Origin of the sequence: Nocardia sp. CDC160 (genome assembly GCF_035818795.1) — a bacterium.
Taxonomy (GTDB): domain Bacteria; phylum Actinomycetota; class Actinomycetes; order Mycobacteriales; family Mycobacteriaceae; genus Nocardia.
In genome coordinates this window covers 133,494-159,546 of the sequence record NZ_JAYKYT010000003.1, presented here as the reverse complement: position 1 = coordinate 159,546, position 26,053 = coordinate 133,494, and the positions used below count along the sequence as shown (strand labels likewise).

Sequence of the window (26,053 nt, the reverse complement as noted above, 5' to 3'; positions counted from 1 at the left end):
GTGCAGCTATGACTGGACTTGATGGCGATGACGTTGCATCGCATTCCGATACGCTTGATGGTTGGTTTTGGTGTTCGGGCAGTCCCGCGCGGCGTGGCGCGGGCTCGCTGACCTGTGCGCGGGGTGCTCGTCCTGTGCTCATCCTCGACCGCCCGGTTGTCGATGAACCGGGCGTTCGATTCGAGGTATCCGCTACCGGGATGATGATTACAACCAGCGGACAAGTTGAGGACCGTGTTGCCGCATGGGAGCCGATAGACTTCCATGGAGAACTTGAGAACGGCAAAGCGGTCACCGTGCTTGGGGCACAAGGTGGTTACGATCGTGGACTCGCCGTACTATTCGGCCACCGATACGAGGCGCGATTCGTTTTGCTGGGTGCCAGGGTTTCTCCCGATCACCGCTACGACGGTGTGAGGTTCCGGCTCGCCAACCACGAAGGCTGGCGCGGACTTACTCCTCATGACTGTGCAGCGATTGATGACCGCTCCGAGCTGTCGGTTCATCGCGACGAAACCGACGATGAGAACACTGAGCTGTGGCTGCTCTACACATGTACTGCTCCGAAAACCCTACGCGAATTGCTGGATTCGGTCGTTGGAGGATCGCAGGCCTTAGCTCGTCTCATTACGGGTTCGTCGGTTCCGGTCACTGATGTTCAGGTGCATGCCGTCGGCGGGGACTGGCTTCAAGTATTCAGTGAGCACACCTACGAGAACCCTGAACTGGCTGGGCGGGCGAAGCTGCTGGGGCCTGACGTGTTAACAATCGAGGCACTGGCAACTTGGATGCGGATATATGACGACCTAGATGGTTTGCCTTGGGGCGTGATCGAGCCGCCCCAAGGCGCGGCGCAGGTCGAATTACTCACCGTCGCCTCCATCGCTGAGGGACTCCACAGGCGTCTAGGGAAGCGGCAGAAGCGGTTCCACCTCTCCAATGGTGCAATTGCCCGTGTGCGGCGAGCCGCTCGCGAGGCTGGTATTGCGCAGTTCGATACCGAACAGTTGGCGGATCCGTCGTTGGCGCACCAGATCCTTACCGAGAAGCTTGCCCACCTTGAGGACGTTACTTTCCGTGATCGGCTCGACGAGTTGGTGGCTCGTGCGGTCGCGATCGTGCCAGAAGCGATTGAGTCGATCCCTGATTTCGTTGGGAACACCTCTCGCGCACGCGACGAGCTTGCCCACCATCTGGTGAAGTTGGGTGAACCGTTGGATGTGCGCGTGCTCAGGTGGGCGACGCTGACGATGACCTTGGACTGGGTTCTGCGGATATTTCTGTTGGATGTAGCTGGTATACCTGCGGACCGGATTCGTACTGATCTGCTGGGCGTCCGCCGATTCCAGTTCCATCGAGCGAACGTCCGCTCCCACGCTCGCCAAATTGGCTGGCTACCAGTGCTAACTCCTGAAGCGGCGGGCCACGCCGCCGGGGGCCCGTCAGACCGATCTCAGGACTAGCCAGATTGATGGGACCCCGTGACTTCGGTCCAGATGGACCGAAATCACGGGATCCCATCACGACAGTCCGGATGCTGAGCTGTGGCCAGCCGGGGTTGAGGTTCCTGCCGATTCGGAATGCTCGGTGTTGCGGCCTGACGTTATGAGTCTAGTAGGCATCGAAACCGTTGCGATTCTCGCCGCGCTGGAAGGTTCGGCGCTGTGCTGGAGGAAGCGGTCAGGTTCTCGAACAAATGAGGTTCAGGGGCAGCTGGGCTGTTTCGGCGCGTGCGGAAATTCTGGTCGCGCTTAGGGTTCTGCGTGCCGATACCCTCGGTAGCCGCTCATGCTCCGTCTCGGCCACGCGCGTCCCAGATGCTGTAAAGACGAGTCAGCCAGGCAAGGAATGGAATTACACCGATCGAGCTGGCGATCGTGGGGTGCCCGAATATCAGTGCCACCCCGGCAAGCGCGAGTACTGCCATGAACGCCACGAGTCGCGTGAGGTCGGAGCGGATAGGGGTCGCGCCGGGGATGGGGTCGCTCTCCAGCGTCGGGATCGTTGTAAGCCCCTCTTCCCGTGGAAGATTCACGTCGAGATCCGGATTGTGCTGCTCGGCACCGCCATCATGATAAGCGTTCAGCATCGTGAATATCCTTAGCGCATATAAGAATTCTGGTACGTCAACATGCAATACGGATGCAGGCTAGCGAGCTGTCAAGGTGCCGCGGTGAGAAACATCAAAGGATACCGTCAGGAATGCCATCCCTACGAACTGAGCATGGGTGTGGCGAGGTCGGGACCGTCCAGAGCTCTTGTCGGTAACATAGGGTTCCGGTATTGCAGCCTCCTACAGGCTGAGGATCTCAACGTAGGCATGGACCTGCTCACGGTGAACTGTCACAGTGTCCCTTGGGCGTACAGGTGGTCGGACTACCCGTACGCCCAGCTGTGGCGATCCACCAGTCAGCTGATGAGTTTCGTCAGATCTACACCAGATGGCAGATCGCTGGCGTCGATGTTGACGACATAGTCGCCGAATTTTCGTGGGGGAATGGCAGTGTGGTGCTGGAGGATCCGGGGTTGCACACGTTCGGTGAGCTTGTGTGCCGGTGCGGAGCCGAAGGCATTGGCATGGGAGAAGACATACAGGCCGCGGGGTGCGAGGGTGCCTCGGGTGGCTGCGCGGTCGTGGTCGAACATCATGGTGAGGCTTGAGTAGAAGAGTTCGAGATCGCGTGTGGTGACGCCGGTTTGGATGCCGCGGGTGGCGGAGTAGTAGATCTCTACCTTGTAGAGTGCGTAGGGGATGGTCCATTTGCTGCCCATCTCGGTGGATTCGCCCTTGTCGATGTCTTCTTGCCGGGTTTGTGTGACGCGGGTGATGGCGTGGTCGACGGGGACGGCGGGGTCGATGCTTCGGGCCATTCCTACCTGGAGCGGGCCGCGTACTTGTCCGAGCGCTCCGGTTTTTCCGACGGACATGACTGCCCCGAAGAGGCGGATGTCGACGTAGTGGTCGCACAGCCATGCCCTGGCTCGTGCGGCTTCTTCTGGGGTGATCTTGCCGAGTTTGAGACCGGTTGCCTCGTAGGACGCTTCGAGGCGTGGGTTGAGCGCGTATCCGGCTTGAACGAAGATGCCGTAGCGTGGGTCGTCGCCGACGGCCAGTGCGATGGTGTCGCGGATCTTGCGTTTGAGGGCGACGTCGGTGACCAGGCCGTGTCCGCTTTCGTCGTCGGTGCGGGGTCGGTTGCCTGCGTCGGGATCACCGTTGGGGTTGCCGTCGGTGACATCGAAGAGGAAGACGATGTCGTGGCGGACTTCGGGATTCAGGTGCGGGGTGGTCATTTGGTGGGCTCCTCGGGAGACGGACCGGCGCTGGGGTCGGGTTTGTTGGCGGCGATGGCGGCGAATCGGTTGGCGCGCTGGTGGTGGTAGCCGAGCAGGAACCACGCCTGCTCGTCGATGCTGCCTCGACCTGGAATGCCGCCTACTTCACCGAGTTTCACGAAGAGCTGGTCGAGGTTCTTCTCATGGTTGATTGCTGCGCCGGGTCGGGTGCGCCGCAACTTCTTGAGCCAAGCGGTGGCGTCGCGATGTCCGGCAACAAGCGCGATCCGCGGGTTCGCGACCGCGCTGGAGAGATAGCGATCACCGTAGGTGGTGTTGAGTTTTCCTCCGGACGAGTCGTATTGAAGTGCTTCGAGGACGGCGAAGACGCGGCCGGCCAGGTATGAGGCTTTGTCGTTGTGGTCGTCGAGTTCGAGCATGGGCTTCTCCGTCGTGGAGGGGGCACGGGTCAGTGCCAGTCGGACGAGGGCGGCTCGAGAGTCGTCGAAGTGGTTGTCTCGTCGCACGCGGTGGATCAGATGTGCGAGCAGTGATGTGGGTAGTGGCCGGTTCAGCAGCGCCGTGTGCATGAGCTGTCGGAAGACATCGTTGGGACGATCGGCTCCCTTGACGCCGAACTCGGCGTAGCTGGTAGTGCCGGGGAGCCATCGCCCGGTGGCTGCGGCGAGACGCGTGATGCCGTAGTACGGGGAGTTACCCGGCCGCAGGGAGACCATGGCGTGATCGTCGAACCACGCGATGACATTGTCCAGGACCTTCGATACAGGCATTTCGATCCAGTCGCGGACCATGATGCGTGCGACATTGCCACCGACTGTCAGTGAGCAGAACAGTTCAGGATCGACGTCGAAGTTGGGTTCACCGCGTTTGGGAGAGCGCATGAGGTTGCTGACGTCTTGTGGTTTGGGTGCCTTCAGTACGTCCATGACGGTGAATTCGCTTGCGTGTGTCAGCCACCAGGACATCCGACTGTCTTGGCCGGAAAACGTTGTGGTGTAGGGAGGCTGAAGCACCGCCAGCAGACCGGAGTTGATTGCTTCGCCGCAGGCCACACAGATAGGTGAGCAGCCCAGCTGGGTGGTGAGGTCGTACCCGAACACACGCTCGTTCACGCTCACCAGGGCGGCGTCGTTGCTCGCGCCCGGCACCAGGCGGGCAGGAATCTTGCCCGGCAATGTGTCCAGGAGTGGGTTGACTTGACCGCAGACGATGCAGAACCCCTCGACGCCACCGCCTTTGCGGCGAACGACTTCCGCGGTCCAGAACGGCACTACCGAAGTCCCTTCGTAAGCGGGAATGTCGTCGACGGTGATGAGAACACCCTGTTTGGCGAAGCCTTTGGCGAGTTCTCCCGGGTTCTTCTCGGATTCGGATCCTTCGGGGTATCGGATCTTGTGGATCGCGTCGCTGCGGTAGAAGCTGGCAACGGCCTGTGCGATCTGGTCGTTGCGGCCATGTTCGCTCTCGGCCCACCGCAGGGTCAGCTCGGTAAAAGCGTTGGCACATTGGGCAACTCGTGCCGGGTTGCTGTCCTCGTCGGTCCATCCCAGAACGTATTGGACGTCGTCGGCGGTCAGCGCTGGCGCGACACCGACCGTGCGTACCGCGGCAGGGACCGTATGCGCGATACCTCGGGTTCGACCTTTACTGTCGGTGTCCACCAACGGAATCAGGGTGTCGAGTCGCGGTGCGCCCTCGGCGTCGAGATCGAGTTGCCAGGAGAACAGCCGTGATCGGTGAAAGGGCCTGCTGGAGTCGCGTGCGGCGACCTCGACCAGGCGTTGCAGCAGCATCAGCTCACCGGTCCGGTGCCGGGGATCCCTTGGGCGGGCACACGCATGACCCCGTGATCGAGGAATGCGGTGAACCAGCGGAACGACGGAGGAGTGGTCGAGTGGTCGATGCTATGGAGCATGACTCCGAGTTCCTCGGTGAGATCGTGGCACGCTGGCGTGTCGTCGGGTTCGCTGAAGTATGCAGAGAACTCCCGAACACCGAAATAGGGTTGGCTGAAGCAACTTCCACGAGAAACTCGCCGCTCGAATTGCTCGCGGTAGGCGATCTCGGGTTTGTCGGCATGGGCACACAGCACGGTGTGGGCGTGGATCCGGTAGGCCACATCGTGCAGACAGACTGAGTTGCGCTGTACGCGGTTGGCGACCGTGTTGATCCGTCGTCGCCCCGACGCGGCGTCGGCCAGGGAGGCGAGATCGGTGGTCTCGTTGCGGCGTTGGGTGAACTGCTGGATCGGCTTGAGCACCTCGATCGCCACTATTCGCCAATCGAATTCGGGCTTCCAGTAGATCGCCTGGAGCACCCCGACCGCAGCGGTCGGAGTCATCACGGGATAGGTGACGCGTTCGGCCTTCAGTTCGGGCCGGGTGAAGAGCGCGGCCTCACCCCACACCTGCACGACAACTGGTGGCCTGCCTTGTCGTGATTCAGGCAACCGTAAATTGGTCACCTCGCCTCCTCAACTGTTCTGGTTTTCATCGATACCGACGCCGACCCGGTCATACGGTCCTTGCCAGCGGTAGAGTTCCCCGACGACCTGGCTCAGCAGCCCCGCTTCCAGGCACGCTGTGACCAAGCGCGTCGGAAACGACACGGTGTACGGCTGCAGGTCTCGGAACACCTGTCGGCTGCGGCCGTTGGAGTGCAGCGCTCGCTGCAGCAGTCGTTCGGCATGACCGTGTTTGTCATAATTGGTCACCACCACCGGAACCGAGTCGTCATCGAGCATCCGGAAGGCCAACGCGGGATCGCGGCCCCCCGCGCCGCCGTCTACTTCCGGGCCGTCGGCGACTGCGGGGAAGTCGAGGCTCCCGCGGTTGGCCTGGATCACCCTGGCGCGCTCACCCGACTCGATATTCGATCGTCGATACAGATGCAGGTAGTAGCGTCGTAGCGCGACGATACTGTCCGGATCGGCTCGACCTGGTCCGAAGTACACACGGGTGGATCCCACTGCGGTCCGGTAGAACTCGGGAATTGGTGCGTCCGCGGCGTCGAAGACCACCACCCGGCCCATCGCGAGTCTCCCTTCCCTATTCGCCCGTCCGGCAGCCTGCTGCAGCGACTCAGCAGGCGCCAGAGCTCGATAGACGATCGGGAAGTCGATATCGACGCCGGCCTCGATCAGCTGTGTCGCAACGACAATCACCGGCTTGCGGTCCTTCAGAAGCTGATTCACCCGGGCCAGGACTGCTACTCGATGGGCAGGGCACATACGGGTCGACAGGTGCAGTACTGGCACTGTCGCGCAGTCGCGCAGCAGTCGATACATGCGGCGCGCGTGCTCGACGGTGTTGACGACGACCAATGTTTGATCGTGTTCGGCGATCTCGACGGCCAACTCGGCCGTCGTCGGTTTCGGATCCACACGCCATTCGTATTCGGCGCGCCGCAGCGCGGCGAACAGTTCCGGCGCGTCGGGAACCAGCTCCGACGGTCGAAGCCGCTTCCACACGTCAAGGGTCTCGAACGGAGGCTGTGTCGCTGATGTCAACAGCACCGTCGTCCCGAAATGCATGCACAACAGCCGTAATCCGTCAAGAATCGGCACCAGCAACGGCAGGGGCAGAGACTGAACCTCGTCGAGGACGACCACCGCATTGGCCAACCGATGTAGTTTCCGGGAACGTGAAGGCTTGCGGCCGAACAGCGAATCGAACAGCTGCACGGTCGTCGTGACCACGAACGGTGCATCCCAATTCTCTGCTCCCAGCCGAGCCCAGCGGGCGTCCAACTCCAGGTTCGAGTGGTGTTCGAGTACGACATCGTCACCCAGCATGTTCCGGTAGATCTGGGCGTTCTGCTCTGTGATCGTGATGAACGGGACAGCGACGATCACCCGTCGCATCTCATGGCCCGGATCCTGATGCTGCGCGGCATGTTTCAACGCAAATCCGGCCGCGATATAGGTCTTGCCGGAACCTGTTGGTGCTGGCAGGCGGTAGACTCCGCGTGGTCCACCCGCTCGCGCCAGCACCGAATCGTACAGTTCGGAGCGGACCTTATCGATCGACGAGGGCTCTCGTTCTTCGAGCGCTCTGGTTCGTGCGACTTCGAAGCGTCGGAAGAGCGCCGCCATATCGGCCGGCACCGAGACGTCTGGGGCAGGTGCATCATCGAAATGCGCGGCAGTATCAAGGTGGTCTGCATCGACTAGGGCGGAAAAGGTCATCCGCAACCCCATCTCCGCAGCCAGAAAGTCCTTCTGCCAGCTCTCCGGGATTGTCACGCCTGCAAGGAGATTCCTCGCCTCGGCTACCTCGTCGTAGAACCGCTTCAGGGTCAACTCGTCGTCAGGCTGCGGTCGCAAATGGCGCAAAGCGTCCACCTCCGGCAATCCACCGTGATGCCCCTCGACAGGAAGAGCGAACGGCCCAATGACATCCCGAAGCATCCGTGCGCCCAGGGACCAGTGATTGCCGCCCACTGGACTATTCGGACCAGCAACCAGAAGACGCTCCTGCCAACCACATTCACACTTGCCAGCGTCGTGCCACAGCCCCAACGCCTCTGCCAACTCACCTGCTCCGAAACGCTCAGCAAAGCTTCTCGCCAACCGGGCAGTCGAGCGTGAATGCTCGGCGAACCCATGCCAAACCTGCTGGCCTCTAGATGAGCTGTGAGCCCACATATTCCCCTCATCGTGGATCTGAACGAGGATAACTCGGCGCTATCGACGTATGCGTCGACCACCGGAAACCGTTTGTATCCAACAGAACTCGCACGCGATGCCCGCCGCCGCCCACACTTCCCGTCAACCCTCGGCGCCTGTCGATCTCATCATCGTTGCCGCCCCGGATACGACGTCGAACTGATAGAACAGCATCTTGTGCGGCGACTGTACTCTGAGGGACCGACATCCACGCGTGAGCGGCGAACTTCGGCAGTACGGCAGGTAGGGGGAGCGATGTGTCCGGCGAGGATCTCAACATCGACCACTGCTACCTGCCCGGTGTGAAGCTCGTATAGCGCCGGACTGCCGTGCCAGCGAGAATCGCAACGTGTGGATTCGCGCAGACAACTCGCGCCGAACGGGCAGCGCCGGATCGCACGGTCCGGCGAGGATCTCAACATGTCGGCGGCGACGAGCGGTTTCTGGCCTTGGGCGCTGCGCCGGATCGCAAGGTCCGGCGAGAATCTCAACACCGTCATGACCGCGTTGCCTGAGATGGTCCGGATGCAGCGCCGGTTCGGAGGATCCGGCGAGAATCTCAATGAGGAGCAGGCGCCCGGGAGCCTCGGGCAGCGGCCCGGGCGGCGCCGGATTGCAAGGTCCGGCGAGAATCTCAACTCCGGAGGTGTGTCGATGAGGATGTAGTCGTAATGCAGCGCCGGATTGCAAGGTCCGGCGAGAATCTCAACGGCACTCACGTGGTGGCGCGGTCTGTACCCGCCTGAGCATCGCCGGATCGGAAGGTCCAGCGAGAATCTCAACTACCGCTCCCACATCGACGCCGCCGAGGCGGTGGGCGGCGCCGTGATCGTAGGGTCTGGCGAGAATTTCAACGTCCTACATGCGCCGATCAAAAGCGATCGCGCGGGCGGTGTCGGATTGCAAGGTCCGGCGAGAGTCTCAAGAGGCTCGCCTGCCGGTCCCGCCAGGATCGTTGATATCTCTCGGTTTTGGGTGGTATGCCGGTGGCCGGGCGCACCATCCAACTGCGTGAGTGCATTTGACCCCACGGTGCCCGCCAGCATCAAGAATGCCCGGACCGTCGACCGGCCGGACTGGGAGCGCTGATCAGGTTCCGTGGTCCTTCACGGTCCGACATACAGAGATGGAGGAATTCGACGAAGGGGGACTGCGAAGCAGCGCTGGACTGCTGGTTCGGCGAGAATCTCAACACCGAGCACTGCTACCTGCCAGGCGACCTGTTCAGCCGTAGCGCCGGATCGCAGGGCCTGGCGAAGAATCTTAACCAGCCAAAGGCGGCGGTGGTGGGCTGGCAGGAGTTCAGCGTCGGACTACAGGGGTGAGCATCTCAACGGGGTGTGGCTGACCAAGAAGGAACCCGAGATCGGGAAGCGCCGGACCGGAAGGCCCGGCGAGAATCTCAACATCCAGACAGCGTAAATTCCCCGCTGGCCAGTGGGAGCAGCGCCGGATCGTAAGGTCCAGCGAGAATCTCAACGACGAGCAGTTGCTGACTCCGGCGTGTATGGCGTTAGCAGCGCCGGATCGCAAGATCCGGCGAGAATCTCAACCACCAAAACGCGGCCTGCCCCGGTCGGCCAGCGGTGTAGCGCCGGATCGGGGGTCCGGCGAGAATCTCAACACGCACATGTGACCGGGGATGCATCACATCAGTAAGTGAGCATCGCCGGATCGCAAGGTCCGGCGAGAATCTCAACGACACCAGAGCACGCTGCACGCTCGGGCTGGAGGACGAGCGCCGGGCCGCAGGGTTAGGCGAGAATCTCAACCGCGAGATGAGCCCGGAGCAGCAGGAGCTGCGCTCGCAGCGCCGGACCGGAGGGTCCGGCGAGAATCTCAACGTCCCCGGAACGCCAGCGCCGCAAGGCAGCAAGCGGCAGCGCCGGGCCGGAGGGTCCGGCCAGCGAGAATCTCAATAACGCGATGTAATCGCGCACGGTCATGAGCACGAAGTAGCGCTGGATCGCAACGCTCGGCGAGGATCTCAACCAGTTCGATAGGAACCGTGGCGAAGATGGATGCTGCAGCGCCGCTTTCACTCGCCGATGTCTGTTGGCATGGAGCCACGGTCGACGACTCTCCCGAGCAGCGTCAAGCCGCAAGGCTCGACGAGAATCACAACGACTGGTCGAGCTGGCAAGTCCTGATCAAAGCGGCGCAGTGCCGAGCCGCAAGGCTCAGCGAGAATCGCAACAAGCCGATTCAGATCCTGATCGGCGCTGGCGGCCCCGCAGCGCCGAGCCGCAAGGCCTGGCGAGAATCGCAACATCACGGTGACGCGGGGTGCCGTTGGCAGGGGCCGTCGGGCAGCGTCGAGTCGCGAGGCTCGGCGAGAATCTCAACAACTGCTGGGTATTCGGGTGGACTGAGAACCCGGGCAGCGTCGAGTCACAAGGCTAGGCGAGAATCTCAACGACCTGCTGATCAACGCGGTGAAGGCGAACGCAGATGCAGCGTCTAGCCCCAAGGCTCGGCGAGAATCTCAACGACGTCGAGTACCTCGGGCCCGGCGATTGGCCCCTGCAGCGTCGAGTCGCGAGGCCCGGCGAGAATCTCAACAAGACCGTTGTCTTGGGTCGCTCAGCCAACCCTCGCATCGCCGGATCGCAAGGTCCGGCAAGAATCTCAACAATTTCGGCGGAACACAGGCATTGGACGGTGGGGGCAGCGCCGGATCACAATGTCCGGCGAGAATATCAACATTGGTGCTTGAGCCGGGCGGGGGTGATCGACCTGGGGCCGCGCTGGGTCGGAGGGTCCGGCGCGAGTCTCGACGTCATAACGACCGTTCTACTGCAGATGTGGTGGATTGATTCCAGCGCCATTCCCGAGGGCTCCGAACGAGGCCATTGATGCGGACGCGCGAAATATTTGCACCGCTTGACATTGGCAGTCGGCCATCCGCGGCCTACGCACGGCGGCCCGTTCCTCGGTATGGCGACCAAAGCGGTGCTGAGGTGACGGTATCGATCACGCGGGAGATTTGCGGAATATGCCAACACGGGAGACGAGAACGAAGCCGCCGCGATCAATTGGGTGCAGGGCTCACCCCGCACGCGCGGGGAGCGTACTTCTTGACCAGCATCTTCTCGTGCGGATCCACCCAAATTCCAATCACTTTCCTTTGCACACCGACCGTGTCACACTGACCGCGCATGCCGACGAGCCGAGCAGATCGACAGGCACACTGCCGTCGGACATCCGCGCTCGGTGTAGTGCTGCCTTCTTGGCTTCAGATTCGGAACAGATTGCTCAGCAACCGGTTTGCCGCCGTGAGGGTGTGATCGGCGGAGGGAAACGCAGTGTTTACCGGTAGACGCCGTAGTCGGATTGATCTTCGTATGCTGGGAGTGTGCCTGTACCGAGCGGGTGGGTGGGTTTTTCCGGCAGCGTTGGGTGCGCTGGTCGCGTTTGTCGGCTGCCCTCCTGACCCTGGTGGTCGCGAGTCCGTTGACGGGTAGGCGCTGGCACCTGTGGCGTGCGAAGCAGGTCGCCGACCAGGTCGCAGCTGCTGGCGAGCATTGCCCACTCCTGATCATCCTGATGAGGGGCGGCAGTCTCGCTCGTGGGTCCCGTGGCCACGATAGGGGGCGCTTACTGCTTGGAAGGGCAGTCAGGAGCTGCTGTGCCGGGTTAGATCGGCAAGTCGTGTGTCTTGTATCCGCCATAGAGTGTTCATAGCAATGTGTCCGAACTTGCGGATGTAGTCCAGCTCGTCGCCGACGAGCGGTAGCAGAGTGATCAGCCGGATGAGTTGGTGACCGGCTGGCGCGCGTACGGTGCCGAAGTCTGCGCCGAAGTAGGGGTGCTCATCGGCGACGATTCCGTAGATGTTGGTGCCGGAGACTAGTGGTGTCTGGCTGAACATTCGGTGCCCGGTGACCAAGGCGTAGGACTGGACGAGGGCCGTCATCGCGGTGACCTCGAGCAACTGGCGTGCGAGCTCGACCTGATTCCTGTATGCAGTGACGGCGATTTCCGTGTCGGGCGATGGTGTGCAAAATCGGAGTCCTGTCGTCACCACGGTAACCAGGGGGTAGGTCGGATGTTCGCAAACGAGAACGGTATAGCCGCCGGTATTGCCTGAGAGGTCACGTGATTCGATGCGGTCGATGATCGGTCCGGCGTGCTGGTGTAGGTGGGCAGCAAGTTCTTGTGATGACGGCAGTTGATCGTGGATCGTCGCACGGGGGGTTTCGCTTCGGATTGCCGAGGTTGATGATCGGGCAGGTGGCGCAGATGCTTGGCGGCGTGGTAGGTAGTTGTCGATCCAGGCTAGCCCGGTGCGGTCTAGTCGGCGTTTGGCGCGGGTGACCGCTACATAGGCGAGCATGGCGTCCGCGCTGGGGATCGGTCCGGGGTTGCCGTCGTCGTCGGGTTGTGGTTCGCGGTAGTCCTCCGCGACGGTGACCGTATCCCATTCCCGCCCTTTGCTTTTGTGAGCTGTGGACACGACCACGTCGGCAGTCGTCTCGTCGGTGGCGATACTGTTGATGGTGCTCAACACCGTTTCGACGCCGTGCTCGTCGATGAGGTCTACGAAGGGTTTGAGGTCTCGTCCGCTGTCCTCGTTCTCGGCGTAATCCTGTACCTCGCCCCAGGTCTTGAAAGCGAACAGTTCGCGGTGGCTGGCGCGCTGCCCGCTCTTGAGCTGGCGGGCTGCTTCGGCGAGATTCTTGATCGCGTCCCCGCCCCCGGCCAGCGCGGGCCTGCGGCCGGTCTGCAGGATGTCCATCAGCTGCTTAACTGCCTCGACATTGGTTCGGCACAGGATGGCGTCCGGGTGCTGGACCCGACCGACGGTCGAGTTCCGTGCGGGATTGCCGATCAGCCGCAGTTCGGCGCCGAGGACGGTCAGCCATCGGTTGGCTTCGTCGGCGATGGCTTGTCCGAAGCGCCACGACTGCTGCAGTGTGAGGCGGATGACGTCGCCTTCCCAGGTGTCGAGTGCGTCGACGGCTCCACGCCAGGAGTAGAGCTGCTGGTTGGAATCGCCAACGAGGATCTGCTGGGCGTCCTGAGCGGCGATCACAGCGGCGAGTGCTGGGTTGGTGTCTTGGGCTTCGTCGAGCATTATCACGTCGAATGGCAGCCGCGGTTTGGACAATGCCCACATCTTGAAGTAGAAGTCGTGTTCGAACTTCAATCGGCCGTTGATGTTTCGGATATCGGCCCACGCAAGCTGTGCGTAGGGGAGTACGACGTCTGCGAGTTCGGCCAGTTCACGTTCGTCGATCCCGGTTTGGTGAGGAATGTGGTGGTGGCCGATCTCCTCGTGGTCGGAGTGGCAGTACCGGGTCACCGTTTCCATTGCGATTCGGGCGAGGTCGCGGGGGAGCAGCAGCGTGGAGGAGAGCTCGACGCACCTGCCGATACCGAGGATCTGGGCCTGTTCGTGGGCTCGTTGCCGTTGGGTATTGTCCAGGCGATGTTGGTACCGCTCTCGGTGGGTGCGGGCAAGCCCGTGGGAAGTGGAGCTACGCACGTGGCGGGGGAAGCGGCTCCGCGCCTCTCCTGCGGTGACGCGGTTATAGGCGATGTAAGCCACTTTCCTCCCGGTCAGGGCGTTGCCGACCATCTCCAAGGTGCTTGTCTTGCCGGCCCCCGCGCCAGCTTGAACAACCATGTTCCGTTGCTGGAGGGCGGCGTCGATGACGCGCTGCTGTTCCTCGGTCGGTTTGTGCTTCGGGCGTGATGTCCTCGCATCCGTCGGAGCATGTGCCCGGTCAGTTCCGGTCACGCTTGGATTCTCATCGGAGGGGTGAGAGTTCCTGCGCAGCTGGGGATATGACGTATAGCCCAGATCGCGCATCTCGTAGGCATGTTGGCAATCGGTACAGATCAGTGCGGTATATCGGAGCGTTTTCCCGTTGCGTTCGTAGGGCTTACGGACGACATGCAATGGTGCGTGCCCGTCCGGACATTCGACCGTGAGGGATTCCTCGTAGGACCAACCAGGTTCGTTGAACCGATCTGCGGCCACGGTGCAGTCTCGAATTCCCCACTCCGTCAACGCTAGATCCGGAACAGTGTTTTCGATCATCACGCACCTCGCCTGATCGCTGTAGCCGCCGACGAGCTGTGCGGGTTCGTCGAAATCCCAAGATAGCCGGAAGGAACGACACCACTGCGGTGTCCCACCGTGTGGGCGATCCCGTCCCTCTCCTCCGGTCGGCACGGCGCGACGGCATCCGGCTTGAGACTCGGCGGACACAGCGTGCCGCACCGGGCGCAGCGCATGGCGCGCGGTTTCGTCGGTGGCAGTGGTAGCTGTGGGGCGTCGTGATAGTCGATGACGTGGCCAGCAGCATGCAGCGCGTTTTGCAGAATGATCCAGTCCAGGTGGGCTTGCGCAGCAGCATCCAGGGATTGTTCGCCCGGGAAGGACTTCCGGTTGCCAGCAGTGTGCGGGACGGGTCGGCTGTTCGCCAGTCCGGGCGCTGGGGCGAGACCTGCAGGAGCGTGCAGCGCGGAACTCGACCGATCGATGAACTGCGAGTTGTCCGGCTGTTGCTTCAGCTGATCCGCCAGCTGGCTTTCGAGTTCCTTCGGGACCGCGATGCCCTGCGGGGTCAGAACGAGGTCGGACAACGGGAACTCGAAGGGAATCAAGTCATCTCCAGCACACGGAGGAAGATGTTGAACGTGGCGCATGGGGTCGCGGTCGGACGTTAGCGGTTGTCGGACATGCGGTGCACCGACCATCAGCGTGATCGACTCGCGCCAGGGATCGAACATCCATAACTGTTGCGGGTGGTCGTCTACCTCGAGAACCATCCACGGGATGGGACTTTCGGGATGCCATAGCCACACATCGAGGACACCGTTGCCCCAGTAGTCGTCATGCCGATGCCTCCAGTCGGCATCGGTCAAGCGGGAGGCTTGTGCCTCGAGCGCGAGCTGGCAACCGCTGACGAATGCGACACGAACATCGCAGCGCCGCTCATGGTTCGGCAGCCAGACCTCGGTACGGACATTGACGACATCTGGCTGCGTGCGAGCCCATGTCGCGAGCGCCATCTTGCTGGCCAGATGCCAGATCGATTCCGGCTCATGCGGCCCCTTGGCGGGTCGTCGACCCGGCGGGTGCGCGAAATGTGGCCGCCGCTCACCTCCGATACGGCCTTTCACCACTACAGGCACCGTTGTTCCCGCTTGTACGCCGACACCGGCGAAGCACAGCGCGCACACCAGTGTCCCCGCACCGCGGTAACCGGCAGCACGCAGCTCATCCATGCGTGGATCGGCGGGATCTATTGGCATGCAGACATACTCGGCACGCGCGATGTCGAGCGCGACCGTGAGGTTGTTGACACTCACTTGGAACATCCTTCGAGGAATAGGCGGAGGCGCTCCGGCCGCGACAGATGTCCAGCGGACGGAGAGCACTTGCGGGGTCGCGCTATTCGACTTGGAATGTTTGCTGAGATCCGGCTAGAAGATCAAAGGAGGAGCGCGAAGCTCTGGTGAATATCTCAGTTATGTTGAGCGCCGGAATTATTGAGTTCAGAAGTATAGTTATGGCAACCTTGCGACCCGTATCGATCCTACGGCGGTTCGAGGCAGATGTCGACGGTCGCGTCGAAATTGCGGCCGACGTTGCCTGGACTGGCGTCCGGTGCAACTCCACAGCATCAGTCGCTAGTCGTTTGCTTACAGTCGAAGGAGTTCAGGGAGTTCGACTCCGTCCATCGAATCATACTGTGCTGCAGTGTAATTTTCGGTGTCCTTTCGTATGCTCGTCGCCATGACTTGATCGTCTGGGCTGGTGGCCATGCAATGGGCCGAATCTCAAAAGGTTCTTCCTGCAGTCGGTTTCGCTGATGCGCGAACAAGGCGAGTCGGATCGTCGCCTGTCGCAATCCTGAGTGGCACCAGCAGCACGGTCAACACCGAATCACCCAACTGAATGCTCCGATATGAAAGCTTGCATTCTGAATGATGGTTGCGTTGAGCAAGTTTGGCTAGGGCGGTGGTGGCGTCGCCAGTTGGCGTCCGACTGTTAAGCCCCCTGGTCTGCGGGCGGACGGCATCACATTATCAACCGACTCGAACCTGAGTGATGTCGTACTAGGGCAGCGTATTACCGGCTGTATCCCGTACGGGTGGGTTGCCTGAGTGCAAGGGCAACCGCGGCCGTTGCCCGGAGCGACTCCTCCGCGCCGGGCAACGGGTAGCCGCCTCATCGGATGCACAGGGCGCATCGAGTTGGTGTCCCTATCGAGTTCGTCAAGTGCAGGCAGAGAAGGGCGGCAGCTGGTGCTATGAGGGTGGGGTGCAGGTGGTAATGCAGAACGGATGTCCTGCCGGGTCGAGCAGTACCCGCCAGCGTGGGTCGGGTTGGTCGGAAAGTTGTGTGGCTCCGCAGCGGAGTGCGCGCTTCTCGCACTCGTCAAGGTCGGCATTTGCGGCCAGGTCGAGATGGACGATCGAGGTTCCCGGCCAAGGTGGTGGGGTGTATCCGGTGACCTTCTGAGCGATGATCGTGAGTCCCGAGGGGAGCCGTATCCCTGCGCTGCGCTCGTTGTTCCACACCATTTGGCCGCCGAGAAGGTCTTTGTAGAAACGTGCCAGCAGACCGGGGTCGTCGCAATCCAGAGATATTCCAGCTAGTTGAAAGCTCTCCGTCATTTTTGTCGACTCCTGGTCATGCTGGTTGGACGGGTTGGTCCGCGTCATGGTGACATCACGTGGTTGTCGGAGCTAGCCGATTTCGGTAGCGCTCTTTGCACTTGAGCATCACGTAGGTGTCACAGGTGCTCGGATTTGCACGGAGCCCTGGAGTTTCGACGAGGTCGGGGGAGCAAGGCGCTCGCCGGAAATAGATCCGGCTCCACGGCTACTTGCCCGTAACCGCGCGAGTCAGGAGCCGTTGCAAAGTCTGTTGCTCATGCCGAGTGAGCGGTTGGAGCGGAGAATCGTCGGTCAGGACCGCGAGTAGTTGCTTGCGTCGGTCCTGGCCGTCGCGGGTTAGAACGATTTGTTTGATGCGGCGGTCTCCGGGGAGCGGTCTGCGCTCGACGAAGCCCTTCTCCTCGAGGCGATCGACGACGAAGGTCGCGTTGGAGGGTTCGCAGCTCATTCGATCGGCGAGCTCTCGCATGGTCATCGGGCCGGTCAGCTCCCGCAGTGCTACCGCCTGCGCGGCGGTCAGCCCCAGCGCGGTGGCGCGGGTGCGGACGTGCGCCTCGATCCGACGGGCCAGCGCGTTCACCAGCCCGCACACTTCTCGTTCGGCCTCTTCCCCGGTGTCAGACGTGCTCACACTGGCCAGCTTATCAACTCATCGAACTGAAACCATTGCAACTTTAATAGTTACAGCTTTAACCTCCTTGCGTGGTCGACCACCCGTTCCAGCTCGCACAACCGACAGGACCACCACCATGACCACATTCAGGATCCCTTTCACCGCAACCACTTCCATGACGGGTGATGCGCGATTGCGACGACCTGCCCGCATGCGCTCGATTCGCCTTGGCCAGCTTCGCGTCACCTACATCCCCGACGGCTCGGTCGCGCTCAAGCCACACGGCGCACTACCGGCGGCGACCGACCGAGATTGGACCGCCCACGCCGACTACCTCGACCTCAACGGAAATCTGCCTGCCGGGATCGGCGGGCTGCTGATCGAGTCCGGCGATCGGGCACTGCTGATCGATGCCGGGATCGGGCCGGTCACCGTGCCCGACGACCCGGACAATCCGTTGATCGGTGCGATCGGCGGCGGCAGCCTGCTCGAAAAACTCGCGAGAGTAGGCCGCACACCGGATCAGATCGAGGCAGTCGCGTTCACCCATCTCCACGTCGACCACCTGGGCTGGGCCCATCACCCGGTACCCGGCAGCACCGCACCCGCCTTCAAGAATGCGGATTACTTTGTGACAGCAAAGGAATGGGAGCATCGGCACCTGGCCGAGCACGGGGTGACCCTGGAGATGCTGACCGCCATGGTGCCAAAGGTCCGCATCATCGACGAGGGGCAAGAAGTCTTTCCTGGCGTCCATGCCCTGGTGATCCCGGGCCATACCGCTGGTCATACCGCGTTCGTTATCACCTCCGAGGGGGAGCGTCTGCTCGCCTTCGGTGACGCGCTGCACTCACCTTTGCAGGTCCGACATCCACACTGGGCGTCCGGATTTGACCACGATCCAGACTTGGCGGAGCGCGCTCGTCGGCATGTGATCGACGAACTTGCTGCCACCGGTGATCTGGGCTTCGGCATCCACTTCGCCGATGTTGTATTCGGCACTGTGGCCCGCGAGGCTGACGACACCACCTGCTGGGTTCCATTGCCCTGAAATCCACAGTCGGCAGCGGACATTCGCACTATCGGAGAACACAATGGCAGTAGCCCGATTGGGCGCGATAGCGCTCGACAGCGACGACCCGATCCGGCTCGGGCGCTTCTACAGTGAACTACTCGACCTCACAACGATTTTCGAGTCCGAAGAGCTGGTGGTCTTACGAGCCGGTGGTGTGGCTATCACCGTCGAGCGAGTTCTCGATCATCAACCGCCGGATTGGCCCGACAGCACGATCCCCAAGCAACTGCACCTCGATCTGTTAGTCGATGACCTCGACGAATCGGAGCAGGCCGCAATAGCGCTCGGGGCCCGGAAGCCGGAAGCCCAACCAGCGCCAGGGAAGTGGCGCGTACTGCCGGACCCAGCGGGGCATCCGTTCTGCCTCACGGTGCCGCCATCGGCGTGACCACCAGAACCCGCGCTCATTCCTGCTGACGTCGCGGAGCACCGGCCAGCGGAGAAGCGCCATCGGGCATTCCAGTGGTCGGCTGCGGTGTATTGCAGTTGTCGACGCTGGCGTGTTCGGCGTGGCGCAGTGCCATGGCGCTGCGCCACGGTCGGCCCACGGGCTGACCCTCATGCCGATCAGCCGACGGCCGGGTCCGCGCTGGAAACGTCGTTGACAAGTGAAGGGTGGAAGAGAGGGTGTAGGCGCTCACCCAGTTGGGGCTCGCCCACAATATTGAGTAGTACTTTAACCATGTTCTCCCAAGTCTGCAGCTTCGTAGGATCATCGTGCACCCGATCGACCAGGGTTGAGATCACCTCCGCGACAACCACTTTCAAGTCTTCGTTGCGGCTGGAGCTATCGATCAGGGGGGTGATGTGCTTATCGAACGTGGACCAGTCGAATTGGGCATCGCCCGTTTGGTCTATCTGACTCGAAAGCCACCAGAGCTTCGCTCGACGCAGATCATCGAGTATGTATTCGCCGAGATATCGCAAGCGCTCTTGCCGCATCACCGCTTCCACGTGTGCAGCCTGGCGTGCTAGCGCATACTCCTGGGCTCGCCGCTCGTACTCTGGCCCGAGAGACAGACGCAGATTCGCCCTGAACTCGATACGCTGGTCTACTTTGGCGCCGACCCACTGACCCAACGCGATCGCCAGGCGCTGCTGGGCCTCGAACAACGACTCGGGCGCTGTTGCGGTCGTTACTTCGCTCGCCGCTGCTCGCGCCGCGAGCAGCGCAATGGCACGCGTGATCCGAACCGGAACCTTCGGTCCATCGCCCGGCAATCGCCGGAACCACACGCGCCCTCGCGCTGTCATGAAAACGTTAGGGCTACTGGTAGGAAGGTCAGCGAGGAACTTCGCTCTGCGTACCCGTAGGGGTCGCCAAGCCCGAGTTCGCGGAGGCACTAGCCGTGGTTCCATAGAGGTTCGGTCGCCTTGGCCAGTACCCCCGCCCAGAAATTCTTGTCGTCGAATCGATCCGGAACGAAGAACCGCTGAAGGATGTTATCTTTCAACCGCGGGGCCAGCACCACACCGAACGTCTGTACGGTGGCCTCCCAATCCAGAGCCCCCTCTTCTGCATAGTCGGCCCATCGTTCCAATACGACGTTCAACACCGGTTCGCAGTCCGGATAGCGCAAGGCAGTCCGGAAGTAGCCAACCAGAACATCAGTCCCTACAAGCGATTCGGATTGAACAGCTAGCTGACCCGATAGTAGCCGCGCGCCCTCCTTTTCCGATGCCAGCGCGAGAAAGGCGCGGACACCGGAGATTTCGGCCGCGGGTTCCTTCATCCACGCGGCGATCGCCTGCAGGGTCTTCGTGGGTTGGACCTCAGCCAACCTGCTCAATGAGCGGGCCAGAATCGCACTCCCTGGGATCGAGCGCTGTGCAGTGTGCCGCAGACGGACCAGCGCGCGTTCGGGCATCATTTCTCCGAACTCTCCGCCACAGATCTCGGTCACCAGATCAACATCAGAGCTGGACGTGGACTTCGCCCAGGCGTTGAGACAGGCCCGCATGTGTGGGCCGAATCGCTGGTCCAGAGCGCCTTTGGTGAAAGCCTCGACTGCCAGCGACCTGCGCTGACCGACGAGAGCATCGCGCAATTTGCGTAACAGCAGGTCGTCCTGAAAGTTGACAACAAGATCGAAGACCCCGTCGACAACTCGTTTCGCATCCTCGGTCGGCAGCGCACTGACCTGACCCACGATCCATTCGGTCAAGGACCCGGTCTGGTCGTTGTACTCCTCCCACAGATGGCGCCGCACCGCAGCGGCGAATCCGGGACGACCTGATTTGAACGTCACGCCCCTGTCCCTGCTCTCAAGCTCCGCCGCAGCCAGTCGGCGTGTGGTTGGCAGGTCGGTCAGAACATCCAGGGCTGATCGTGATTCACCTAGCTGCTTACGTAGGGCCTCGGCCATCCCCAAGATCGAGGTCTGACTGCCGCCATTGCAGAAAGCGCACGACCACCACAAGGCTCGCGAACCCAAACCGTCCGGGATCTCCTGATCGATCAACCCACGCCAGTCTGTGTACTCAGCGACGATGTCTCCGGCATCGGCACCTGGACGGCGGCGAATAATCTCCACCAGCCGACAGGCATCTGCTGCGGTGGGATTGGAATCGAACACCTCCGAGAATCGGTGATCGACAAGAATCGACATCGGATCTACGAAGCCACCTTCACGTAGCTCGTTGGCAACGAGTTGCTGAGCGGACGGCGACGTTAGGTCAAGCGTCACGTCGTCCACACCCGCGGTCCACGCGCCCGACCACGCCGCCGCGGTGGTGGTGACTACGAGATAGATATTCTTGTTCTCGGCATACTGCTGCAGCTCCTTTGCGAAATCGTCTGCGGCCTGCTCTTCGGTCGGCTCGGACATGTCCAGCAGGTAACCCTCGCCGCTGCGAACTGAGTTGGGCAGCAATTGCTTTCGCGGGCGAGTCCACTCTGGATTGAGTGCTGATATCCGACCGATACCGCACAACTGCTCCAATAGCCACAATGCTGCCGTCTGTCGGCCGGTGCCGCGCTCGCCGCGCAGCACCAGTAATCTGTTCGCCTCCAACCGGCTGCGGGCGGTAGCCCATTCACCTGCCCGAGGAACGAAACGCTCCTTCGCGCACGCGGCGAACTTGGTCGGTGCGATCGGGTCGGTTTGTACGAAACCGTCGACGTAATGCGAGGTATTGAAAATCTGGTCTCGTTGTGCCAGGTACAGATTGCCTTGATGGTCGATATTCATGCCGATGTCGGTCACCGACGTACCCCCGATCTATTTGCTTGCATAATGATCCTGACTTTCCATGCCCGAAAAGTCAGAAGTTGAAGGTGTTTCCGTGGAAGAGTTGATCGCCCTCGGCCATGATGGTTGGGCCGTTGCCATAGTTGTTGACCACAATGCCGACGCTCCGTGGCGCTGCGTGTCCGAGCCTCGGCAACCGTAGGTCGACACCGACACGACTTCGCATCGCCGCACGCAGGTGAGGTGCATCGACATCCCCGCTGCGGGTACCGTACTCCTCGGCCAGCTCGCGCAGGCTCGCGAGCAGGTTTGCTGGCGTGATTCCCGATCCCGTCGTCAGGCCAATTAGTCCGTCGAGCTCTGCACGCCAGTCCCGATTGTCGTGCCCCACATCGACCTGCCAGACATGCAGGGCCTTGAGTACCCGATGAGTCATACCGTCGATGTCGGACTTGTCCTGCAGCGAGCAGACCCGGGCAACGACGTCGGCGATCTCGTCCAGGCGGTCTCGTAGCGGCTTCTTGGTGACCCTTGGCCGGAACAGATCCCCGAACGTCATGGTGGCGGCATGCGCCCGGGCGATCGAGGTCAACTCAGCCAACCCGGCCAAACCCGGCGTTGATTCGGCAGCGACTAGTCCCAACTGCCGCGACCCGTCCGCCACCTGTAGGGGGTATCCACATACAACCGCGCACGCCGAGCGCATTACCTCAGCGAAGTCCGGATCACCCGCTGTTACTTGCAGCCTCCGCTTCACCTGGAACTCGAGGGAGACTGATGAACCCTGCGAGTCGGCAAACGCCACCACATCATCCAGCGGGAATCCACGGTTACGTTGCTGCAGTGCAACGCGAGATAGGGGCAAATCGATCCCAACCGGAACGTGCGCCCCGCGCAGCAGTTTGCTGAACAACAGTGTCGCCACGTGATACTCGAACACGAAACCGGCACCCCCCGTAGCCTGGGGAGAAACCAACTGGTCAGTCATATTGTCCTATCCCGCAACATGATTCGTATCATGGAGGCTAGCTGAGCCTACCGACAAGCCGGTGAGGTCTCGCCGCCGCGGCGCGCGAATTCTGCGGCATCGTTGAGGATTCGGCTGATGGCGGATCGGCTTCGGGTGATCTCGCGGGCGATTTGAGAGGGTGTTCGACCGTCGTCGTGGTGGCGGGCGAGGATGAAGGCTACTTCGGTGGGATCACAGCGGTGCGCATGGTCGCGGGCGCAGATGCTCGCCGTGAGTTCCGTCCAGGTCTCGGCGGTCAGCGGTGCGCACGCGGGTGGGCAGAGTTATTTGGAGTCGTGGGGTGGGAGAAGAGGCGCGGCATCGCTAAGGATTCTGCTGATGGTGGATCGACTTCGTCGGAGGTCGTGGGATATCTGGGTGGGGGTCTGTCCGTGGTCGTAGTGGCGGGCGAGGATGGTGGCGACTTCGTTTGGGTCGCGGCGGTGGGCGGGGTCGCGGTCGCAGATCGTGGCCGCGATTCGCGACCATCTCGGCGCGGAGGGTCCGCTCGCGGCGTGCGTGCGCACGTCCTCGAGCGCGGAGTCCGCACGCTTGTCGGCGTGCGCTCGGGTTCCGTTCCGGAAGTCGGTTCCGTGATCGGTTGTGTCCGTGGTCAGTTCGTCGGATCCGGTGCCAGTGATGCGTGTATCCACGCCAGATTGTCCTGGTGTGAGCGGGAGTCGGCGGTGTGCGCACGCGAGCAGGGCGATGGTTGCCTGAGCCATGGACCCTTCGACGATGACGGGCCACAGCCAGGCTTGCTGCTCGGGCACTGCGGCGGAGATGGCGAGGTCGCGAAGTGCGGTGAACGAGAGCCGGAACGCGCCGGCGGCGATCAGCATGGTCATCAGCGTGGCGAGCAACTGTGCGAAGCGTGCTCGCGCGTGCGCACGCAGCAGGATCGTGGCTCCATGAATGGCGCCGAGCAGCGCGATCGGCGGAACCACCGCGACCACTGCCGCCACCGTCGGCAGTGCACTGACATGCAGTACGGCGTGCGCCGCATTGCCGGTGATGCTCACCGCCGCCGAGAGGGCAAGCATCGTCCAGAAGAATCTCGTGTGCGCACGCTGGTGATGGGGGTGGCCCGTGCTGGCGTCTGTGGGCGCATCGCTCGACGTGGTATCGAGCTGGTCGGTGGTGAAGGTGGTGGTGATCGGCATCGTTTAGTCCTCTTTTGACATGAAACTGAGAGTTGCTGATCGATTGCCAGAGTTGGGAAGATTTTGTTCGGCGCGGTGCGTCGACACGCCGACTGCTGGACTAGCGAGTGGTGCGGGGGCGTCCGGCGGGGCGCATGGGGGTGCCCCGTTTGTTGAGGGCGCGGTTGATGCTGCTGGCGGGAAACCCGGTGAGCGCGGCGCAAGCGGTGAGGGAGTGTCCGGCGAGGTAGAGCCGCTCGGCGTGCTCGATGTCGGCGTCGGTCATCGACTGGTAGCGCCGGGGGATGCGGTGCTTCGTCAGTAGTTCGAGGATCGCGCTCTTGGACGCGTGGTAGCGGCGGGCGAGTTCGGCCGCGGAGGCGCCGTCGCGGTATGCCTGGATCAGCTCGGTTCTCTCGGTGCGTGAGAGGCGGCGTTCGAGCCGTTGGGGCGTGCGGGTCGCGGTCGGCGTACGTTTGGAAGGACGGCGTCGGCGAGAAGCCGTTGGGATGTCTCGAACCTGAGATTTTGTTAGGGCTGCTTCGAGTTTCTGCAGGTCAGTGCGGTTCGAATAAGATCCCGCTAGGTCCACCACCAAAAACCCAGGTCAAACCTGGGTTTTCGGGTATCAGCGACGATCTGGTTGGCGGTGTCTGATAGTGAGACGGTCCGAGGGCGACGTCGTGGCTTCCGCTTGTTGGCGGTATCAGTCGCTGAGCCGGGCTATGGTGAGGTATGGCTTCCCCCGCGCCGCTCCCTCTGCCGCCGCAGGTTCCTGCGGCTGACCCCGAGGCGTTGCGGGCCGCGCTACCTTCCGCTTTGCGGGAAGAGTTCGATGCGGAATGGGTTCTCGTGCTGGATCGGGCGAAGCAGTCGCATTCGCTTCGGGAGATCCACGACCTACTGAACAAGTGGCAGCACACCGCGGCGATGGAGCTACGCGAGCCGGGTTCATATGGTCGGGTGCTGGAGAAGGCCGCGCAGATCGAAGCGGCGGGTGGCCGAACCACCGGCGTTTCGATCGAGGACATGCGCGCGCTGATTCAACAGCGCCTACAAGCTGGCTGAGGTTGTATCGAATCGTTCCGGATCCGCAAACCGCTGAGCAGGTTGCCGCGCTTCCGGTCGATGTGCTGCTGGATTACGCCCAGGTGCTCAGTGTCCTCGAGGTCTCACCGTGGGCGGGCGCGCTCCGCAGAATAACGCCAATCCTGAAGGGGCCGTGCGCCGTTGGGCGTACGGGCCGGGATTGGCTGCCAAGTCATCTATCTCGTGCTTGAGCGGCAACGCGAGGTGCACCTGTTAATGGTTCAGTGGCTCGGCACGTCCTGAACGGTTCGATCCCCTCTGCGCCACTGCGGGTCGTCTCGCGGATGGTGTGTAGTCGTTGTGGATTGAAGAAGGTTACGTCGTATGTATGAGATAGGGCATGTGCGGTGCGACTCAATAGCAGAGGACAGGTGACCATCCCCGCCGACCTGCGCCGGAAGTACGCGCTGGAGGCGGGGGATGAAGTCGACGTCGTCGAGATCGGCAATACGTTGCAGATCAAGCGTCGGGACAGGCCGCCTCGGCGGGGCAAGCGGCTGACCGGGCATATGAGTGGGCGGGCGACCACGTCGGTGAATACGGATGAGTTGATGAAATTGTTCCGTGGCGAGTAGCGGCAGGTTGCCGGACCGACTTCATGTATCAACCTCGATCTTTCGCCGCCAAGGAGAGCCCTGTGGTCGAGTACCGCCTACCTGAAGGCATCAACGCCTGGATTCCGGATTCGCCGAACTAGCTGGCGCGCAACATAGTTGACGGCGATATCGGTTGGTGGATCCGAAATCAGTGCGCGATCGCGGTCGTCGGAATAGTGGGTGCTCGGCTATCGAACCGTGGATGGTCGGTGGACGTAGCTGCGGAATTCGTAGGTGAGGCCGGGGTTGCTGGATTCGCGGGGGCCGATCGTGTAGGCGAGCATGAAGTCGCGGACCGGGATGTGCGGTGCGCTGGTGTCGCCGTTCGCGTGTGCGGAGATCTCGGTGACGGCGAGGGTGGTGGCGAATGGCATTGCTTGGCAGAGGGTTTCGCCACCTCCGATGATCCAGGTTTCTCTCGGGTAGGTCAGGGCCAGGGCTTCCGCGAGGGTGGTGGCGGTCTCGACCGGACAGTCCGATTGGTCGGGGGTGTGGGTGAGGACGATATTGCGGCGGGTCGGGGAATGGCGGACCTGTTCGGGCAGCGAATTCCAGGTGTGGTGGCCCATGATGATCGGGCGACCATCGGTGACATCGTGGAAGTGTTCGAAATGTTCGGGGATCCTCCATGGGAGCCCACCGTCGACGCCGATCGTGCGGTTCCTGTCCTGAGCCCAGATCAAACCGATAATGCGCTCGCCGGTTCCGGTCATCGGTCCACTTTCCTTCCTTGCGGAA

At 62.1% G+C, this 26,053-nt stretch carries 22 protein-coding genes; 6 read left to right on the top strand and 16 right to left on the bottom strand.

Going from position 1 to position 26,053, the window contains the following annotated elements; genetic code table 11:
* The first annotated feature begins 8 nt into the window (after positions 1 to 8).
* Positions 9 to 1,463, top strand: a complete 1,455-nt coding sequence (locus VMT40_RS15320; protein ID WP_326358799.1) for a HEPN domain-containing protein — start codon at positions 9 to 11, stop codon at positions 1,461 to 1,463.
* Between the two features lie 323 nt (positions 1,464 to 1,786).
* On the opposite strand, the gene VMT40_RS15315 is transcribed toward VMT40_RS15320, so the two are convergent.
* The 5 genes from VMT40_RS15315 to cas3 form a co-directional block, all read right to left on the bottom strand.
* Positions 1,787 to 2,089 (bottom strand): hypothetical protein, encoded by a 303-nt coding sequence (locus VMT40_RS15315; RefSeq protein ID WP_326358797.1) that lies wholly within the window; start codon positions 2,087 to 2,089, stop codon positions 1,787 to 1,789.
* A gap of 320 nt (positions 2,090 to 2,409) precedes the next feature.
* On the bottom strand, positions 2,410 to 3,294 hold the full coding sequence (gene cas7c, locus VMT40_RS15310; protein ID WP_326358796.1) for a type I-C CRISPR-associated protein Cas7/Csd2: 885 nt from the start codon (positions 3,292 to 3,294) through the stop codon (positions 2,410 to 2,412).
* On the bottom strand, positions 3,291 to 5,090 hold the full coding sequence (locus VMT40_RS15305) for a type I-C CRISPR-associated protein Cas8c/Csd1 (RefSeq protein WP_326358795.1): 1,800 nt from the start codon (positions 5,088 to 5,090) through the stop codon (positions 3,291 to 3,293). Before VMT40_RS15305 ends, cas7c begins: the two co-directional genes overlap by 4 nt.
* Positions 5,090 to 5,704: a type I-C CRISPR-associated protein Cas5c gene (cas5c, locus tag VMT40_RS15300; RefSeq protein ID WP_326360197.1), complete on the bottom strand. Its 615-nt coding sequence runs from the start codon at positions 5,702 to 5,704 to the stop codon at positions 5,090 to 5,092. The genes VMT40_RS15305 and cas5c overlap by 1 nt, the downstream gene beginning before the upstream one ends.
* 66 nt (positions 5,705 to 5,770) lie before the next feature.
* Positions 5,771 to 7,942, bottom strand: coding sequence for a CRISPR-associated helicase Cas3' (gene cas3, locus VMT40_RS15295; protein WP_326358794.1), 2,172 nt, complete (start codon positions 7,940 to 7,942; stop codon positions 5,771 to 5,773).
* Positions 7,943 to 8,314: 372 nt separating this feature from the next.
* Here cas3 and VMT40_RS15290 point away from each other — a divergent pair, with 372 nt between their 5' ends.
* Positions 8,315 to 8,629, top strand: coding sequence for a hypothetical protein (locus VMT40_RS15290; RefSeq protein WP_326358792.1), 315 nt, complete (start codon positions 8,315 to 8,317; stop codon positions 8,627 to 8,629).
* 1,088 nt (positions 8,630 to 9,717) lie between these two features.
* Here VMT40_RS15290 and VMT40_RS15285 read toward each other — a convergent pair.
* From VMT40_RS15285 to VMT40_RS15265, 5 genes are all read right to left on the bottom strand, one after another.
* Positions 9,718 to 10,005 carry a hypothetical protein gene (locus VMT40_RS15285; protein WP_326358790.1) on the bottom strand — a complete coding sequence of 96 codons (288 nt, stop codon included), beginning with the start codon at positions 10,003 to 10,005 and terminating at the stop codon, positions 9,718 to 9,720.
* 1,574 nt (positions 10,006 to 11,579) lie between these two features.
* Complete coding sequence (locus VMT40_RS15280) at positions 11,580 to 14,009, bottom strand: UvrD-helicase domain-containing protein (RefSeq protein ID WP_326358789.1); 2,430 nt, start codon at positions 14,007 to 14,009, stop codon at positions 11,580 to 11,582.
* Complete coding sequence (locus VMT40_RS15275; protein ID WP_326358788.1) at positions 14,009 to 15,286, bottom strand: competence protein CoiA family protein; 1,278 nt, start codon at positions 15,284 to 15,286, stop codon at positions 14,009 to 14,011. Before VMT40_RS15275 ends, VMT40_RS15280 begins: the two co-directional genes overlap by 1 nt.
* Before the next feature lie 942 nt (positions 15,287 to 16,228).
* Entirely contained in the window at positions 16,229 to 16,645 is a 417-nt protein-coding gene (locus tag VMT40_RS15270; RefSeq protein WP_326358787.1) for a VOC family protein, read from the bottom strand.
* Positions 16,646 to 16,805: 160 nt separating this feature from the next.
* Complete coding sequence (locus VMT40_RS15265) at positions 16,806 to 17,231, bottom strand: MarR family winged helix-turn-helix transcriptional regulator (RefSeq protein WP_326358786.1); 426 nt, start codon at positions 17,229 to 17,231, stop codon at positions 16,806 to 16,808.
* Between the two features lie 118 nt (positions 17,232 to 17,349).
* Here VMT40_RS15265 and VMT40_RS15260 point away from each other — a divergent pair, with 118 nt between their 5' ends.
* Both VMT40_RS15260 and VMT40_RS15255 read left to right on the top strand, forming a co-directional pair.
* The gene (locus tag VMT40_RS15260; RefSeq protein ID WP_326358785.1) at positions 17,350 to 18,264 is read left to right on the top strand and encodes an MBL fold metallo-hydrolase; all 915 of its coding nucleotides are present in this window, start codon (positions 17,350 to 17,352) and stop codon (positions 18,262 to 18,264) included.
* A 43-nt stretch (positions 18,265 to 18,307) separates the two neighbouring features.
* Entirely contained in the window at positions 18,308 to 18,676 is a 369-nt protein-coding gene (locus tag VMT40_RS15255) for a VOC family protein (RefSeq protein ID WP_326358783.1), read from the top strand.
* 179 nt (positions 18,677 to 18,855) lie between these two features.
* On the opposite strand, the gene VMT40_RS15250 is transcribed toward VMT40_RS15255, so the two are convergent.
* From VMT40_RS15250 to VMT40_RS15230, 5 genes are all read right to left on the bottom strand, one after another.
* A complete protein-coding gene (locus VMT40_RS15250) occupies positions 18,856 to 19,542 on the bottom strand; it encodes a hypothetical protein (protein ID WP_326358782.1) in 687 nt (228 codons plus the stop codon).
* An 89-nt stretch (positions 19,543 to 19,631) separates the two neighbouring features.
* Complete coding sequence (locus VMT40_RS15245; protein ID WP_326358780.1) at positions 19,632 to 21,494, bottom strand: hypothetical protein; 1,863 nt, start codon at positions 21,492 to 21,494, stop codon at positions 19,632 to 19,634.
* A 58-nt stretch (positions 21,495 to 21,552) separates the two neighbouring features.
* The gene (locus VMT40_RS15240; RefSeq protein ID WP_326358779.1) at positions 21,553 to 22,467 is read right to left on the bottom strand and encodes a hypothetical protein; all 915 of its coding nucleotides are present in this window, start codon (positions 22,465 to 22,467) and stop codon (positions 21,553 to 21,555) included.
* A 305-nt stretch (positions 22,468 to 22,772) separates the two neighbouring features.
* On the bottom strand, positions 22,773 to 23,651 hold the full coding sequence (locus VMT40_RS15235) for a DUF2637 domain-containing protein (RefSeq protein ID WP_326358778.1): 879 nt from the start codon (positions 23,649 to 23,651) through the stop codon (positions 22,773 to 22,775).
* A 100-nt stretch (positions 23,652 to 23,751) separates the two neighbouring features.
* Positions 23,752 to 23,916 (bottom strand): hypothetical protein, encoded by a 165-nt coding sequence (locus VMT40_RS15230; RefSeq protein WP_326358777.1) that lies wholly within the window; start codon positions 23,914 to 23,916, stop codon positions 23,752 to 23,754.
* 449 nt (positions 23,917 to 24,365) lie between these two features.
* Between VMT40_RS15230 and VMT40_RS15225 the strand changes: the two genes are divergently transcribed.
* Complete coding sequence (locus VMT40_RS15225) at positions 24,366 to 24,698, top strand: DUF6247 family protein (RefSeq protein WP_326358776.1); 333 nt, start codon at positions 24,366 to 24,368, stop codon at positions 24,696 to 24,698.
* 368 nt (positions 24,699 to 25,066) lie between these two features.
* Positions 25,067 to 25,294: an AbrB/MazE/SpoVT family DNA-binding domain-containing protein gene (locus tag VMT40_RS15220; RefSeq protein WP_326358775.1), complete on the top strand. Its 228-nt coding sequence runs from the start codon at positions 25,067 to 25,069 to the stop codon at positions 25,292 to 25,294.
* A 209-nt stretch (positions 25,295 to 25,503) separates the two neighbouring features.
* Here VMT40_RS15220 and VMT40_RS15215 read toward each other — a convergent pair whose 3' ends face one another.
* On the bottom strand, positions 25,504 to 26,028 hold the full coding sequence (locus VMT40_RS15215; RefSeq protein ID WP_326358774.1) for a dihydrofolate reductase: 525 nt from the start codon (positions 26,026 to 26,028) through the stop codon (positions 25,504 to 25,506).
* Positions 26,029 to 26,053 lie beyond the last annotated feature (25 nt).